A 12,561-nucleotide genomic window follows, 5' to 3' on the forward strand; every position below is an offset into this window, starting at 1 on the left:
CCGGGGGGATGGACGGCGTGACGGACAGCAGGACGGACAGCAGGACGGACAGCGCGACGGACGCGGCGGCCGAGGGCCGGCCGCGCCTGGTCGGGCGGCCGGGCGCCACCGCGCGGGCCGCGGCGCTGCGGGAACGGTGGTTCGCGTGCAGCAGCGCGCTGGGCTGGACCGCCGCCGCGGAGTGGCCCGATCCGGCCGTGGACGCCGTGTGCGACGTGGTCACCGCCCGCCACGGGGGGCACGAGGCCCGCGACCGGGCCGTCGAGCGCGCCCTCGCGCGCTGGGCCGGCGTGCGGGCGGGCGCGGGGGTGGGGCTCGCCGAGACGCTCACCGACCTCGCCGCGCTCAACACCGCCGTCTCCGGCGCCGACCGGGTCGTGGACGCGCCCACCGAGGGTCCGGCCGCCGTGCGGCGCCCCGACGGGGTGCGGCTGCTGCGCGCGGTGTCGCTCGCCTGGACCGACGTGGCCTGCGGCGACCTCGCCGAGACCGCGGCGGTCGACCCGCTCTCGGGGCTCGCGAGCGTCCGCTACCTGCGCACCCGCCTCGCCGAGGTCTACCGCGCCGCCCGCGCCCACGGCCGCGAGGCGGGCGCCGACCGGGCGCTCGTGGTGCTCGCCCTCGACGTGCGCGACTGGCGGCGGGTCGCGCCGCTGACGATCGCCGGCGAGGCCGCGGGCGTGGTGTTCGACGCGGGCGAGTCGATCGCCGTCGTCGGGCGCGGCACCGTGGTCGTGCTCGCCCCGCGCGAGGGCCTCACCGAGCGCGCCGGGGTGCTGCGCCGCCTCGTCGAGCGCCGGCTGGCCGCCGCCGAAGGGATGGTCGGGACGCCGACCGTGCGTGTGGAGCCGCTGCCCCGGACCCACGACGAGGCCTGCGCGCTGCTCGGGCGGCTGCGCGACGAGGAGCCGGGGGCGGACGAGGACGCCGAGCCGCAGCGGGCCTGACCGGGCGCGTACGGTCCCCGGGCTGTGGACGAGCGCACCGGTCTGCCCGTGGTGACCATGATCGGCGGGGGCCAGCTCGCACGCATGACCCACCAGGCCGCCGTGGCGCTCGGGCAGTCGCTGCGGGTCCTCGCGACCGGCCCGGACGAGCCCGCCGCGCTCGTCGCCCCCGACGTCGTGCTGGGCGATCACCGCGACCTCGACGCCCTGCGCCGCGCCGCCGCCGGCGCCGAGGCCGTCACCTTCGACCACGAGCACGTGCCCGGCGAGCACCTGCGCGCCCTGCTCGCCGAGGGCCACACCGTGCACCCCGGCCCCGACGCCCTGCTCCACGCGCAGGACAAGCTCGTCATGCGCCGGCGGCTCGCGGAGCTCGGCGAGCCGGTGCCGCCCTTCGCGCCGGTGGAGACGCCCGACGACGTCACCGCCTTCGCCGCGGAGCAGGGCTGGCCCGTGGTGCTCAAGGCCGTGCGCGGCGGCTACGACGGGCGCGGGGTGTGGGTGCTGGACGACGCCGACGCCGCCCGGACGACCGTCGACGAGCTGCTGGCCGCCGGCACCCCGCTCATGGTCGAGCAGCGGGTGCCCCTGCGCCGCGAGCTCGCCGCCGTCCTCGCGCGCTCGCCGTTCGGGCAGGCCGCCGTCTGGCCCGTGGTCGAGACCGTCCAGGAGCACGGCATCTGCACCGAGGTGCTCGCCCCCGCGCCCGGCCTCGACCCCGGCCGCGCCGAGGAGGCCGAGGAGCTCGCGCTGCGGATCGCGCACGCGCTCGGGGTGGTCGGCCTGCTCGCGGTGGAGCTGTTCGAGACCGCGGACGGGCTCGTCGTCAACGAGCTCGCCATGCGCCCGCACAACTCGGCGCACTGGACCATCGAGGGCTCGGTGACCTCGCAGTTCGAGCAGCACCTGCGGGCCGTGCTCGACTACCCCCTCGGCGCCACGGCGACCACCGCGTCGGTCACGGTGATGGCCAACGTGCTGGGCGGCGACCCCGTGCCGGCGATGCGGGTCGACGAGCGCCTGCACCACACGTTCGCCCGTTTCCCCGAGGCGCGCGTGCACCTCTACGGCAAGGCCGAGCGCCCGGGCCGCAAGGTCGGGCACGTGACCGTGCGCGGCGACGACCTCGACGACGTGCGCCGCCGCGCCCGCCTCGCCGCCGACCACCTCTCCACCGGCGTGTGGAGCGACGGATGGGACCCCCACTCATGAGCAACCCGCCCGTCGGCATCGTCATGGGCAGCGACTCCGACTGGCCCACCATGCGTGCGGCCGCCCAGGCGCTCGACGAGTTCGGCGTCGGCTGGGAGGCGCGCGTGCTCTCCGCGCACCGAACGCCGCGCACGATGCTCGACTGGGCGGCGTCGGCGGCGGGCCGGGGCGTGCGCGTCGTCGTCGCCGGCGCCGGGGGCGCGGCGCACCTGCCGGGCATGGTCGCGTCGGCCACGGTCCTGCCGGTGATCGGCGTCCCGGTGCCGCTCGCGCACCTCGACGGCATGGACTCGCTGCTCTCGATCGTGCAGATGCCCGCCGGGGTGCCGGTGGCCACGGTGTCGATCGGCGGCGCGCGCAACGCGGGGCTGCTCGCCGTCCGGATCCTCGGCGCGTCCGACCCCGAGCTCGCGCGGGCGATGGAGCGCTTCCAGACCGGGCTGGCCGAGAGCGTCGCCGCGAAGGACGCCGCGCTCGCCGCGCGCGCTCAGGAGGAGTCCAACGGCTCCGTGAGGTAGCGCTGGATCGTCCGGCCGTAGATGCCGACGAGGAGCTCGCGGTCGGCGGCGGCGAGCTCGGGCAGCGCCAGGATCTGGCGGGCCATGAGGATCCCGACGATCTGCGAGGCGCACAGGTCCGCCCGCAGGCGCGGCCGGTCGGCGTCGATGGCCGCCGCGATGCGGTCGAGGATCGCCTCGCCGAGGAACTCGCGCATCATCCGGGCCGCGTCGGGGTGGGTCACCGCCGAGCGCACGAGACCGAGCATCGGGTTCGTCTCGCCGAGCTCGTCGATGATCCCGAGCAGGAAGCGCAGCAGCCGCTCGCCCAGCCCGTGCACCCCGGGCCCGAGGAGGTGGGGGACGAGCACCCCCGGGTCCACGGGGAACTCCATCGCGGCCACGAACAGCGCCTGCTTGGTGCCGAAGTAGTGCATGACCAGCGCCGGGTCGACCCCGGCGTCGCCCGCGATGGCGCGCACCGTCGCGCCCCGGAAGCCCTCGCCGCTGAAGCGAATGCGCGCCGCGTCGAGGATCGCCTCGCGCGTGCCGGAGTCGCCCGGACGGCGTCCCCGGCGGCCGTTGCCCGGGCTGTCGGTGCTCGCCACACCGCCGATCGTACCCACTTCTCAACGACCGTTGATTTCCGCCGGGGGCGGGTGCACACTCGGATTCAACAGACGTTGAGATGATGGAGGTGGGGACGATGGAGCGGACGACGTGCTGCGTGGTCGGTGGCGGCCCGGCGGGCATGGTCCTGGGGCTGCTGTTGGCCCGGGCCGGCGTGGAGGTCACCGTCCTGGAGAAGCACGCGGACTTCCTGCGCGACTTCCGGGGCGACACCGTCCACCCGACGACGCTGGACCTGCTCGAGGAGCTGGGGCTGGGGGAGCGGTTCGACGCCCTGCCGCAGAGCCGGATCGACCGGGTCGGGTTCCCGGTGGACAACGAGGGCACCGTGCTCCCGATCGGCGACATGCGCCGCCTCGCCGGCCGTGTCCGCCACCCCTACATCGCGATGGTCCCGCAGTGGGACCTGCTCGACCTGCTCGCCGACGCCGGTGTCGAGGAGCCCGCGTTCACGCTGCGGATGAGCACCGAGGTCGTCGGCCTGCGCCGCGACGACGCCGGCCGGGTCGCCGGCGTGGCCTACCGCACCGCCGCCGGCGAGCAGGGCGAGATCGCCGCTGACCTCGTGGTCGCCTGCGACGGCCGCGGGTCGGCCGCGCGGGCCGGCGCGGGGCTCGAGGTGATCGACTTCCCGTGTCCCATGGACGCGTGGTGGTTCCGCCTGCCGCGCCGCGCCGAGGACCGGACGGCGGCGCTCACCCCGCGCATCGCCCGCGGCCGCCTGGCCGTGGTGATCCCGCGCGAGGGGTACTTCCAGATCGCCTACATCGCGGCCAAGGGCGGCGACGCCGGACTGCGGGCGCGGGGCATCGAGGCCTTCCGCGCCGACATCGCCGAGCTCGCCCCCGACCTCGCCGACCGCGTCGACGCGCTGGAGAGCATGGACGAGGTCAAGCACCTCGACGTCCGGCTCGACCGGCTGCGCCGCTGGCACGTCGACGGGCTGCTCTGCCTCGGCGACGCCGCCCACGCCATGTCGCCGATCGGCGGCGTCGGCATCAACCTCGCCGTCCAGGACGCCGTCGCCGCCGCGACGCTGCTGGCCGCGCCGCTGCGGCGTCGCCAGGACGGCGGCGCCCGCGTGACCGGGGACGAGCTCGACGGGGTCCGGCGCCGCCGTCTCCTGCCCACCGTCGCCGTGCAGACGCTGCAGCGGCTGATGCACCGCGCGCTCGTCCGGCCGACCCTCGCGGGGCGGCGCGCCGGCCCGCCGAAGTTCGTGGCGCGCCTCGCCGAGAGGTTCCCGGCGGTGACGATCGTCCCCGCCTACCTCATCGGCGTCGGTCTGCGGCCCGAGCACGCGCCCGACTTCGCCCGGCGCGCGCCGATGCCGGTGGCGTCAGCTGCGGGTCAGGTCGGCGCCGACCGAGCGTAGTCGGGACCACACCCGACCCTGGGGCCGCGAACCCCCACAACGGTAGGACGTCCGAGTACCGTGATGGCGCAACGCAGCCGTGTGTGGAGGGACCGTCGTGGATCCGGACTTCGACCTGTACAGCCTCGGCGAGGAGCGCGACGCGCTGCGCGAGTCGATCCGCGCCCTCGCCGAGAAGGAGATCGCGCCCCACGCGTTCGACGTGGACCAGCAGGCCCGGTTCCCCACCGAGGCGCGCACGGCCCTGACGCAGGCGGGCTTCCACGCGATCCACATCCCCGAGCAGTACGGCGGGGAGGGCGCGGACTCGATCGTCGCCTGCATGGTGATCGAGGAGGTCGCCCGCGTCGACGCGTCGGCCTCGCTGATCCCCGCGGTGAACAAGCTCGGCTCGATGCCGGTGATCCTGTCGGGCTCCGAGGAGCTCAAGCAGGAGGTCCTGCCCTCGATCGCCTCGGGCGAGTCGATGATCAGCTACGCGCTCTCGGAGCGCGAGGCCGGCTCGGACACCGTCTCGATGCGCACCCGGGCGCAGCAGGACGGTGACGACTGGGTGCTCAACGGCACCAAGGCCTGGATCACCAACGGCGGCGTCTCCGACTGGTACACGGTCATGGCGAAGACCGACCCCGACAAGGGCGCCAACGGCATCTCGGCGTTCGTGGTGCACAAGGATGACCCCGGCTTCTCGGTGGGGCCGAAGGAGCACAAGCTCGGCATCAAGGGCTCGCCGACCACCGAGATCTACTTCGAGAACTGCCGGGTGCCCGGCCGCCGGATGATCGGGGCGCCGGGCACGGGGCTCAAGACCGCGTTCGCCACCCTGGACCACACGCGCCCGACCATCGGCGCGCAGGCCGTCGGCATCGCCCAGGGCGCCCTCGACGCCGCCGTCGACTACGTGCGCGAGCGCCACCAGTTCGGCAAGGCCGTCGCCGACTTCCAGGGTGTCCAGTTCATGCTCGCCGACATGGCCATGAACACCGAGGCCGCGCGCCACCTCGTCTACGCCGCGGCCGCCCGGGCCGAGCGGGGCGTGAAGAACATGGGGCTCATCGCCTCGGCGTCCAAGTGCTTCGCCTCGGACACCGCGATGCAGGTGACCACGGACGCGGTGCAGCTCTTCGGCGGCGCCGGCTACACGGTCGACTTCCCGGTCGAGCGGATGATGCGCGACGCCAAGATCACGCAGATCTACGAGGGCACGAACCAGATCCAGCGCATGGTCATGGCCCGGAGCATCCTGAAGAAGTAACCCGTCCGGAGTAATGCTCACGGAGCGTGCGTGGCGCTAGTCTGCTCAGGCGACAGAGGCCGCGACAGGGGCGGCCAGCCACGACGCTCCGTGAGAGGTCCCCCATGCAGTGGTACCTGAAGGTGCTCAAGCAGTACGCCGACTTCAACGGGCGTGCGCGGCGCACCGAGTACTGGATGTTCGCGCTCTTCAACTTCATCGCGCTGGTCGTGCTGAGCCTGGTCGACGCGCTGATCGGTACCTCGAGCTTCACGTCCTCCGGCTCGGGCTTCTCGGCCGGACTGGGTCTGCTCGGCGGCATCTACACGCTCGCGGTGCTCATCCCGTCGATCGCGGTGGCCGTCCGTCGTTTCCACGACCAGGACAAGTCCGGCTGGTTCGTCCTGCTCGGCCTCATCCCGTTCGTCGGCGGGCTCATCGTCCTGATCTTCATGTGCATCGAGGGCACCCGCGGCCCGAACCGCTTCGGCCCGGACCCCAAGCAGGAGGCCATGGCCGGTGGCTACCCGCAGCAGGGTGGCTACCCGCAGCAGGGCTACTCGCAGCAGCCCGGCTACCCGCAGGCCGGCTACCCGCAGCAGGGCCCGCAGCAGCAGGGCTACCAGGGCCAGCCCCCGATGCCCCAGGCCTGACCGCCGCGCGACCCCGACACGACCGACACCGGATCCGGCAGCCGCCGGGTCCGGTGTCGTCGTCCGTGGGGTCGCCGGGCCCCGGGCGCTCGTCCGTCGGGGCTAATCTGCACCGGCGAGAGGGTCGCGGAGAGCGGCCCCCGGCCACGACGCTCGTGAGAGGCCTCCCCCATGCAGTGGTTCCTCAAGGTGCTCAAGCAGTACGCCGACTTCGACGGGAGGGCCCGGCGTACCGAGTACTGGATGTACACGCTGTTCTGGGCCGTCTTCTACATCGCGGTGATCCTCGTCGACGTCCTGCTCGCGGTGTCGATCGGCATCTTCGGCCTGACCTTCATCTACATCCTCGGCACGATCGTGCCGACCTTCGCGGTCGGCGCGCGCCGGCTCCACGACACCGGCCGGTCCGGCTGGTTCCAGCTGCTCTCGCTGATCCCGTTCGGCTCGATCGTCCTGATCGTCTTCTACGCGGAGGACGGCCACCCGGGCGCGAACCAGTACGGCATGAACCCGAAGCAGGACGTGATGGCGGGCGGCGGCTACCCGCAGGTCGGCGGCGGCTACGACCAGGGCTACGGCGCCGGCTACCCGCAGCAGGGCGGCTACCCGCAGGGCTACCCCCAGCAGGGCGGCTACCCGCAGCAGGGCTACGGCCAGGGCGGTTACCCCCAGCAGGGCTACGGCGCCGGCTACCCGCAGCAGGGTGGCTACCCGCAGCAGGGCTACGGCCAGCAGGGCGGCTACCCGCAGCAGGGTGGTTACCCGCAGCAGGGCTACGGCCAGGAGTACGGCCAGGGCGGCTACCCGGGCCAGCCGCCGACGTCCCAGAGCTGAGAGCCCGCGCCGCCCGGTCCGAAGGCCAGGGCGGCGAAGCGCTCGGCCATCAGCGCGTGGGTGGCGGCGTCGGGGTGCAGCCGGTCGGGCAGCGGCAGCGCTTCGGCGTCGGCCTCGCCGTAGAGCGCGCGCCCGTCGAGGTACGCGAGGTGCGGGTCGTCGGCCGCGCGCTGGGCCACGACGCGGGCGAGCTCCTCGCGCACGACGCGCAGCGTCAGCCGGCCCGCGGCGACGTCGGCCGGGTCGCCGGTGGCGCGGAAGCGCATCGCCCCGTCGTCGTCGAGGTCGACCGCGCCCGGGCCCGGCGTGTCCTCGTGGATCGGGCAGAGGATCGGCGACACCACCAGCAGCGGCACCGTCGGGCGTCCCTCGCGGATCGTGTCGAGGAACCCGTGCACCGCGGGGCCGAGAGCGCGCCGGCGCATGACGTCGCCGTTGACGACGTTGATGCCGAGCTTGACGCTGACCAGGTCGGCGGGCGTGTCCCGCAGCGTCCGCGCGACGAACGGGTCGATCATCGCGCTGCCGCCGAAGCCGAGGTTCACCAGCTCGACGCCGCCGGCGGCCGCGGCCAGCGCGGGCCACGTGGTGGCGGGGCTCGCGGCGTTCGACCCGTGGCTGATCGAGCTGCCGTGGTGGACCCAGACCGGCCGGTCGCCGGGCGGCGCCGCGGCGACCGGGGCGTCGCTGCGCAGCGCCACCAGCTCGGTGATCTCGGTGTGCGGCAGCCACACCTCGAGGTCCTTCTCCCGCTCGGGGAGGCCGTCGAAGCGGACGGTGCCGACCGGGCCGGGCTGCGTCTCCGTCGTCCCCGTCGCCGGGTCGAGGTACATGACGCGCCCGCCCGTCGCGCGCGCCCGCGTGGTGAGGCGTCCGTCGACGAGCAGGTCGTAGACCCCGTCGGGCCGCAGCGGCAGGTCGCGGTACCCGACGCGCGTGCGCAGCGTGTCCAGCTCGACCACCGTCGCCCGCGTCCGCAGCACGAGCCGCACCCCCGAGGGCTGGGCCTCGGCCATGGCGATCTGGCCCCTATCGGCGTGCTCCATCGAATTCACCTGGGCACGGGCCCGGGCGGGCAGGCGGTGCGGGGCCAGCCCGAGCTCGGTGCGCTCCAGCTCGAGGGCGCCGCGCACCAGCTCCGGAGTGATCGGGGTCGTGACCAGGTCGAGGCTCACGACGGGCCGCCGAGGACGCGGGTGACCTTCTCGGTGGCCGCGCGGCGCTCCTGGTCGCCCGCGGGGTGGCGCACGTGCACCAGCGAGGCGCCGGCGGCCAGCACGGCGAGCAGGCCGTCGACCAGGCCGCCCGTCGTGGCCAGCGGCCAGTCGAGGGTGGAGAGCACGCGGTCGCCGGCGGTGAGGCCCAGGGCGGCGGCCCGGTCCCGCGCGCCGGTCACGACGGCGCCGACGGCCACGCCGGCGAGGGCGGGCGTGTCGTCGGGGACGGGGGCGAGCGGGTCGAAGTGGTCGCCGTGCACGCGGACCTCGGTCGCGTAGTCGACGCCGCCGGCCGGCAGCGCGTCCCCGAGCCCGCGCCCGAAGGCGTCGAGCGAGAAGCCGACGACCAGCGCCGCGCCCGCCACGTCGGCCCGCTCCAGGGCGTCCTCGGCGGCGAGCACCACGTCGGCGCCCGCGGGGTCGGTGACGGCCTCGGCACCGCACCACCACAGCGCGCACAGCGCCGCCGCCGTCTGCCAGTGCGCCGGGAGCAGCACGGCGACCGGGGTGCCGGGCTCGACGTCGCACTCGTCGCGCAGCAGGTTGGCCGTCTTGGCCACCCAGTTGCCGAACGTGGCGCCGGAGAGCTCGATGCGCTCACCGGTCGCGTCGTCGTAGAACGTGATGAGGGGTCGGGCGGGGTCGGCGGCGAGCAGGGGGCCGAGGAGGGCGTCGGTGACGGTCATCGGCCCGCAGGCTAGGCGACGCAGGGCACGCCCTCGGCGGTGATGGCCGGTTGCGGCGGCGGCACGGGGGCGGGCGCCTCGGTGCCCGCGGACGTCGACGCGCCCTCGGTGCCCGTGCCCCCGCCGCCGAACGGGGAGGAGGGCGGGGCCGCGCCGGGGCCCCGGTAGTCGGCGGCCAGCACGACGCGCACCGTGTTGGGGGGCATCGTCGCGTCGAAGCCGGTCGGCAGGTCCCCGAGGCTGCGCGCGACCCGCGCGCCGGCCGCGTCGCCCGCCGGGCCGAAGAAGACCTCGGAGCGCGGTGCGGTGCCCTCGGCGTTGCCCGCCACCGTCCGGGCGTAGCCCTGCGCCGAGAGCACCGCGACCACGCGGGCGGCGGCGCCCTCGGTGCCCGAGGCGTTGCGGACGTCGACCGGGATCGTCGCGGGCGCGGGCCCCTCGTCGGCGCCCCCGGACTCCTCGGGGCCGATGGCGTCGGTGACGAACTGCGCCACGGCGGCGGGGTCGACGTCGAGGACCTCGCCGCGGCCGTCGACGTTGCGCGTGCCGTTGGTCGGGATCGTCAGGAACGCCACCGCGCCGGCGCTGACGTCCTGCATCTGCCGGCCGAAGCGCAGCAGGTCCCAGTCGCCGTCGAGCACCACCGACTGCCGCACGGCGTCGAGCAGGCGCGTGAGCGTGATCGGGTCGGCGAGGGTGCCGCTGGAGAGCACCTTGCGCGACAGCGAGGCGAGGAACGCCTGCTGGCGGCGGATGCGGTCGAGGTCGCCCTGGGGCAGGCCGTGGCGCTGGCGGACGAAGGCGAGCGCGTCGTGCCCGGCGACCGTGCGGGGCCCGGCCGGGAAGTGCGCGCCGGAGAGGTCGTCGTCGACCGGGTCGCGCAGGCACACGTCGACCCCGCCGACGGCGTTGGTCAGCGTGTAGAAGCCCATGAGGTTGACCTCGGCGTAGTGGTCGACCGTGAGGCCCGTGAGCTCGGCGACCGCGCGCACCAGCTCCTGGCGCCCGGCGTCGGACGAGCGGACGTCGACCTCGCGCGGGTCGGTGACGCCGGACTGCACGAGGCGGTTGGCCTCGTCCGCCTTGGCGCCCGGGTACGCCGAATTGATCTTGTCGCGCCGGAACGCGCCCGGGATCGAGACGTAGCTGTCGCGGGGGATCGAGAACGCCACCGCGCGGCTGCCGTCGTTGGGCACCCGCACCAGCATCATCGTGTCGGTGTTGACGACGCCGTCCGCGGCGCTCGCCCCCAGTGAGCGCAGGGCGTCGTCGGGCAGCGGGCGGCCCTGGGCGTCGGTGCGGCTGTCGACGCCGACGAGCAGGATGTCGGTGGCCCCGTCCGCGGCGTCGCCCACCGGGCCCTCGCCGAGCGCCCCGGTCATCGTGCCGACGCTGCCCGACAGCGCGGCCCAGGCCGTGCCCGAGACGGCGAACACGAGCACGGACAGCACGGTGATCGCCAGGCGCACACCGCGCCGGGCGTTGCGGCGGCCGCGGCCCTCGTCGTCGGGCTCGACGCGCACCGGGCGCGGGGGGCGCGGGGGACGGGGCGGCGCCGCGGGCGGCCGGACCCGGTCGCTCTCCCGGTCCCGGTCCCGATCGACCGGGCGGCGGGGCGGGCGGGGGTCGTCGAGGTCGCGCTGGTCGCGCGGGTCGCGGTCGCGGTCGCGGGGCGGGCGGCGGGGCCGGTCCGCCGGCGGCGGCTCGCGGCGCCGCGTCGTGCCCGGCGGGACGGCGGACAGTTCGGCGAGGTCCCGGCGGCGCAGGCGCGGGTCGGCCCCGTCGCGCTCGGGCTCGGGGGCGCGGCCGCGCCCGTCACGGGCGTCGCGCTCGTCGGACGGACCGCCGGCGCGCCCCGGGCTGCGGCGGGCGGCGGTGGGACCGTAGCGGCGGGCGGGGTCGCGGCGGGCCCGGTCGGGGTCGTCGAGGTCCACCGGTCCCCCCTCCCCTCGCCGTCGGGTCGGTCGCCGACCGTCTCCCGGTCGCCGGGCCCGGCCCGGTGTCCCGCGCTCGTCCTCGTCTCCGCACGATCCCGTCCCGCGGTTCGGCGGAATCCCGGGCGCGCCGTCGCGTCCCGGGGGAGTACCCGCCGACTCGGGAGATCGTCCTCGAGTCGCAGGCTAGACGGCCTCCGGCCCGCGCGGGGCTTCTCACCCGTCCGACGGCCCGTCGGCGCGTCGCGGCCACGCCGGGTGAGTGACCTGCCCGTGACCTGGGCATCTCCGGGGTCACGGGCGCCCACGACGGTGCGGGGCGTGACGGCGGCGGTGGGACACTGCGCGCCGGGTGATCGACGGGGGTGGGGTCGAGTGCGGTGGATGGTGACCGGCGCAGGGGGCGCGCTGGGGCAGGACCTGGTGGCGCGGCTCGCCGCTCCCGACGTCCCGCCGACCGACTCCGTGCGGGCCCAGCCCCGGGCGACGCTGGACGTCACGGACGCGGACGCGGTGCGCGCGGCGGTGCACGCGTGGGCGGCGGCGCCCGGCGAGGGCCCCGCGGTGCTGATCAACGCGTCGGCGTACACGGCCGTCGACCGCGCCGAGACCGACGAGGACGCCGCGGCGGCCGCGTGGGCGGTCAACGCCGAGGCGCCGGGGCTGCTCGCGGCCGCGTGCGCCGAGGTGGGCGCGGCGATGGTCCACGTCTCCACCGACTACGTCCTCGGTCCGCTGCCCGGGGGCGAGCGGCGGCCCCTCGAGCCGGACGACCCGGTCGCCCCGACCGGGGTCTACGCGCGCAGCAAGCTCGCCGGCGAGGAGCGGGTGCGCGCCGCCCGGCCCGGCGCGCACCACGTGGTGCGCTCCGCCTGGCTCTACGGCGCGACGGGACAGAACTTCGTCCGGACCATGGCCCGGCTCGCCCGCGAGCGCGACACCCTCGACGTCGTCGACGACCAGCACGGCTCGCCGACGTGGACCGCGGACCTCGCCGACGGCCTCGTCGCCCTCGCCCGCTCGTCGGCCCCGGCGGGCACGCGGCACGCCGCCGGCGGGGGAGCGACCACCTGGTGCGGGTTCGCGCGGGCGGTGTTCGCCGAGATGGGCGCCGACCCGGAGCGCGTCCGTCCCTGCGACACGGCGTCCTTCCCGCGTCCGGCCCCGCGGCCCGCGTGGTCGGTGCTCTCCGACGCCTCGTGGCGGGCGGCGGGCCTCGCTCCTCTACCAGCCTGGCGGGACGCCCTGCGCACCGCCGTCGCCCGCCACCCTGACCTCCTGCTGGGCTGACTGGCCCACGGTCGTAATCCCATCGGTGTGATTCGCGTGTCCCCCACGCCGG

General features: G+C 75.9%; 12 protein-coding genes. 8 read left to right on the forward strand and 4 right to left on the reverse strand.

From position 1 onward, the window contains the following. The first annotated feature begins 8 nt into the window (after nucleotides 1-8). Genes ACQPX6_RS07465 through purE form a run of 3 tightly spaced genes read left to right on the forward strand, consistent with a single transcriptional unit; the run spans nucleotide 9 to nucleotide 2,677 of the window. A complete protein-coding gene (locus ACQPX6_RS07465; RefSeq protein ID WP_433786576.1) occupies nucleotides 9-947 on the forward strand; it encodes a GGDEF domain-containing protein in 939 nt (312 codons plus the stop codon). A gap of 24 nt (nucleotides 948-971) precedes the next feature. Beyond that, a complete protein-coding gene (locus tag ACQPX6_RS07470) occupies nucleotides 972-2,159 on the forward strand; it encodes a 5-(carboxyamino)imidazole ribonucleotide synthase (protein ID WP_433786578.1) in 1,188 nt (395 codons plus the stop codon). Then, nucleotides 2,156-2,677, forward strand: coding sequence for a 5-(carboxyamino)imidazole ribonucleotide mutase (gene purE / locus ACQPX6_RS07475; protein ID WP_433788213.1), 522 nt, complete (start codon nucleotides 2,156-2,158; stop codon nucleotides 2,675-2,677). Before ACQPX6_RS07470 ends, purE begins: the two co-directional genes overlap by 4 nt. Here the strand turns inward: purE and ACQPX6_RS07480 are convergent. Beyond that, nucleotides 2,647-3,264 (reverse strand): TetR family transcriptional regulator, encoded by a 618-nt coding sequence (locus tag ACQPX6_RS07480; protein ID WP_433786579.1) that lies wholly within the window; start codon nucleotides 3,262-3,264, stop codon nucleotides 2,647-2,649. The genes purE and ACQPX6_RS07480 overlap by 31 nt on opposite strands. Before the next feature lie 98 nt (nucleotides 3,265-3,362). On the opposite strand from ACQPX6_RS07480, the gene ACQPX6_RS07485 reads away from it, so the two are divergent. The 4 genes from ACQPX6_RS07485 (at nucleotide 3,363) to ACQPX6_RS07500 (ending at nucleotide 7,382) form a co-directional block, all read left to right on the forward strand. After that, nucleotides 3,363-4,661 carry an FAD-dependent oxidoreductase gene (locus ACQPX6_RS07485; protein WP_433786582.1) on the forward strand — a complete coding sequence of 433 codons (1,299 nt, stop codon included), beginning with the start codon at nucleotides 3,363-3,365 and terminating at the stop codon, nucleotides 4,659-4,661. 97 nt (nucleotides 4,662-4,758) lie between these two features. Then, nucleotides 4,759-5,916 carry an acyl-CoA dehydrogenase gene (locus ACQPX6_RS07490; protein ID WP_433786583.1) on the forward strand — a complete coding sequence of 386 codons (1,158 nt, stop codon included), beginning with the start codon at nucleotides 4,759-4,761 and terminating at the stop codon, nucleotides 5,914-5,916. A 104-nt stretch (nucleotides 5,917-6,020) separates the two neighbouring features. Then, a complete protein-coding gene (locus tag ACQPX6_RS07495) occupies nucleotides 6,021-6,548 on the forward strand; it encodes a DUF805 domain-containing protein (protein ID WP_433786585.1) in 528 nt (175 codons plus the stop codon). Between the two features lie 171 nt (nucleotides 6,549-6,719). Then, a complete protein-coding gene (locus ACQPX6_RS07500; RefSeq protein ID WP_433786586.1) occupies nucleotides 6,720-7,382 on the forward strand; it encodes a DUF805 domain-containing protein in 663 nt (220 codons plus the stop codon). Here ACQPX6_RS07500 and ACQPX6_RS07505 read toward each other — a convergent pair. From ACQPX6_RS07505 to ACQPX6_RS07515, 3 genes are read right to left on the reverse strand one after another with little or no spacing between them, the layout of a single operon-like run. Further along, the gene (locus ACQPX6_RS07505; RefSeq protein WP_433788214.1) at nucleotides 7,349-8,545 is read right to left on the reverse strand and encodes a GDSL-type esterase/lipase family protein; all 1,197 of its coding nucleotides are present in this window, start codon (nucleotides 8,543-8,545) and stop codon (nucleotides 7,349-7,351) included. The genes ACQPX6_RS07500 and ACQPX6_RS07505 overlap by 34 nt on opposite strands. A gap of 8 nt (nucleotides 8,546-8,553) precedes the next feature. Continuing rightward, a complete protein-coding gene (locus ACQPX6_RS07510; RefSeq protein WP_433786587.1) occupies nucleotides 8,554-9,285 on the reverse strand; it encodes a TIGR03089 family protein in 732 nt (243 codons plus the stop codon). 11 nt (nucleotides 9,286-9,296) lie between these two features. Next, nucleotides 9,297-11,219, reverse strand: a complete 1,923-nt coding sequence (locus ACQPX6_RS07515; protein WP_433786588.1) for an LCP family protein — start codon at nucleotides 11,217-11,219, stop codon at nucleotides 9,297-9,299. 384 nt (nucleotides 11,220-11,603) lie between these two features. On the opposite strand from ACQPX6_RS07515, the gene rfbD reads away from it, so the two are divergent. Then, nucleotides 11,604-12,509, forward strand: a complete 906-nt coding sequence (gene rfbD / locus ACQPX6_RS07520; RefSeq protein WP_433786591.1) for a dTDP-4-dehydrorhamnose reductase — start codon at nucleotides 11,604-11,606, stop codon at nucleotides 12,507-12,509. Nucleotides 12,510-12,561: the final 52 nt, after the last annotated feature.

The organism is Actinomycetospora sp. CA-101289, from assembly GCF_050955895.1.
Classification (GTDB): Bacteria; Actinomycetota; Actinomycetes; order Mycobacteriales; family Pseudonocardiaceae; genus Actinomycetospora.

What these genes read in the sequence shown, in the direction of transcription:
- ACQPX6_RS07500 (WP_433786586.1), top strand. Translation starts at nt 6,720, where the DNA reads ATGCAGTGGTTCCTCAAGGTGCTCAAGCAGTACGCCGACTTCGACGGG.
- ACQPX6_RS07495 (WP_433786585.1), top strand. Translation starts at nt 6,021, where the DNA reads ATGCAGTGGTACCTGAAGGTGCTCAAGCAGTACGCCGACTTCAACGGG.
- rfbD (WP_433786591.1), top strand. Translation starts at nt 11,604, where the DNA reads ATGGTGACCGGCGCAGGGGGCGCGCTGGGGCAGGACCTGGTGGCGCGG.
- ACQPX6_RS07510 (WP_433786587.1), bottom strand. Translation starts at nt 9,285, where the DNA reads ATGACCGTCACCGACGCCCTCCTCGGCCCCCTGCTCGCCGCCGACCCC.
- ACQPX6_RS07465 (WP_433786576.1), top strand. Translation starts at nt 9, where the DNA reads ATGGACGGCGTGACGGACAGCAGGACGGACAGCAGGACGGACAGCGCG.
- ACQPX6_RS07485 (WP_433786582.1), top strand. Translation starts at nt 3,363, where the DNA reads ATGGAGCGGACGACGTGCTGCGTGGTCGGTGGCGGCCCGGCGGGCATG.
- purE (WP_433788213.1), top strand. Translation starts at nt 2,156, where the DNA reads ATGAGCAACCCGCCCGTCGGCATCGTCATGGGCAGCGACTCCGACTGG.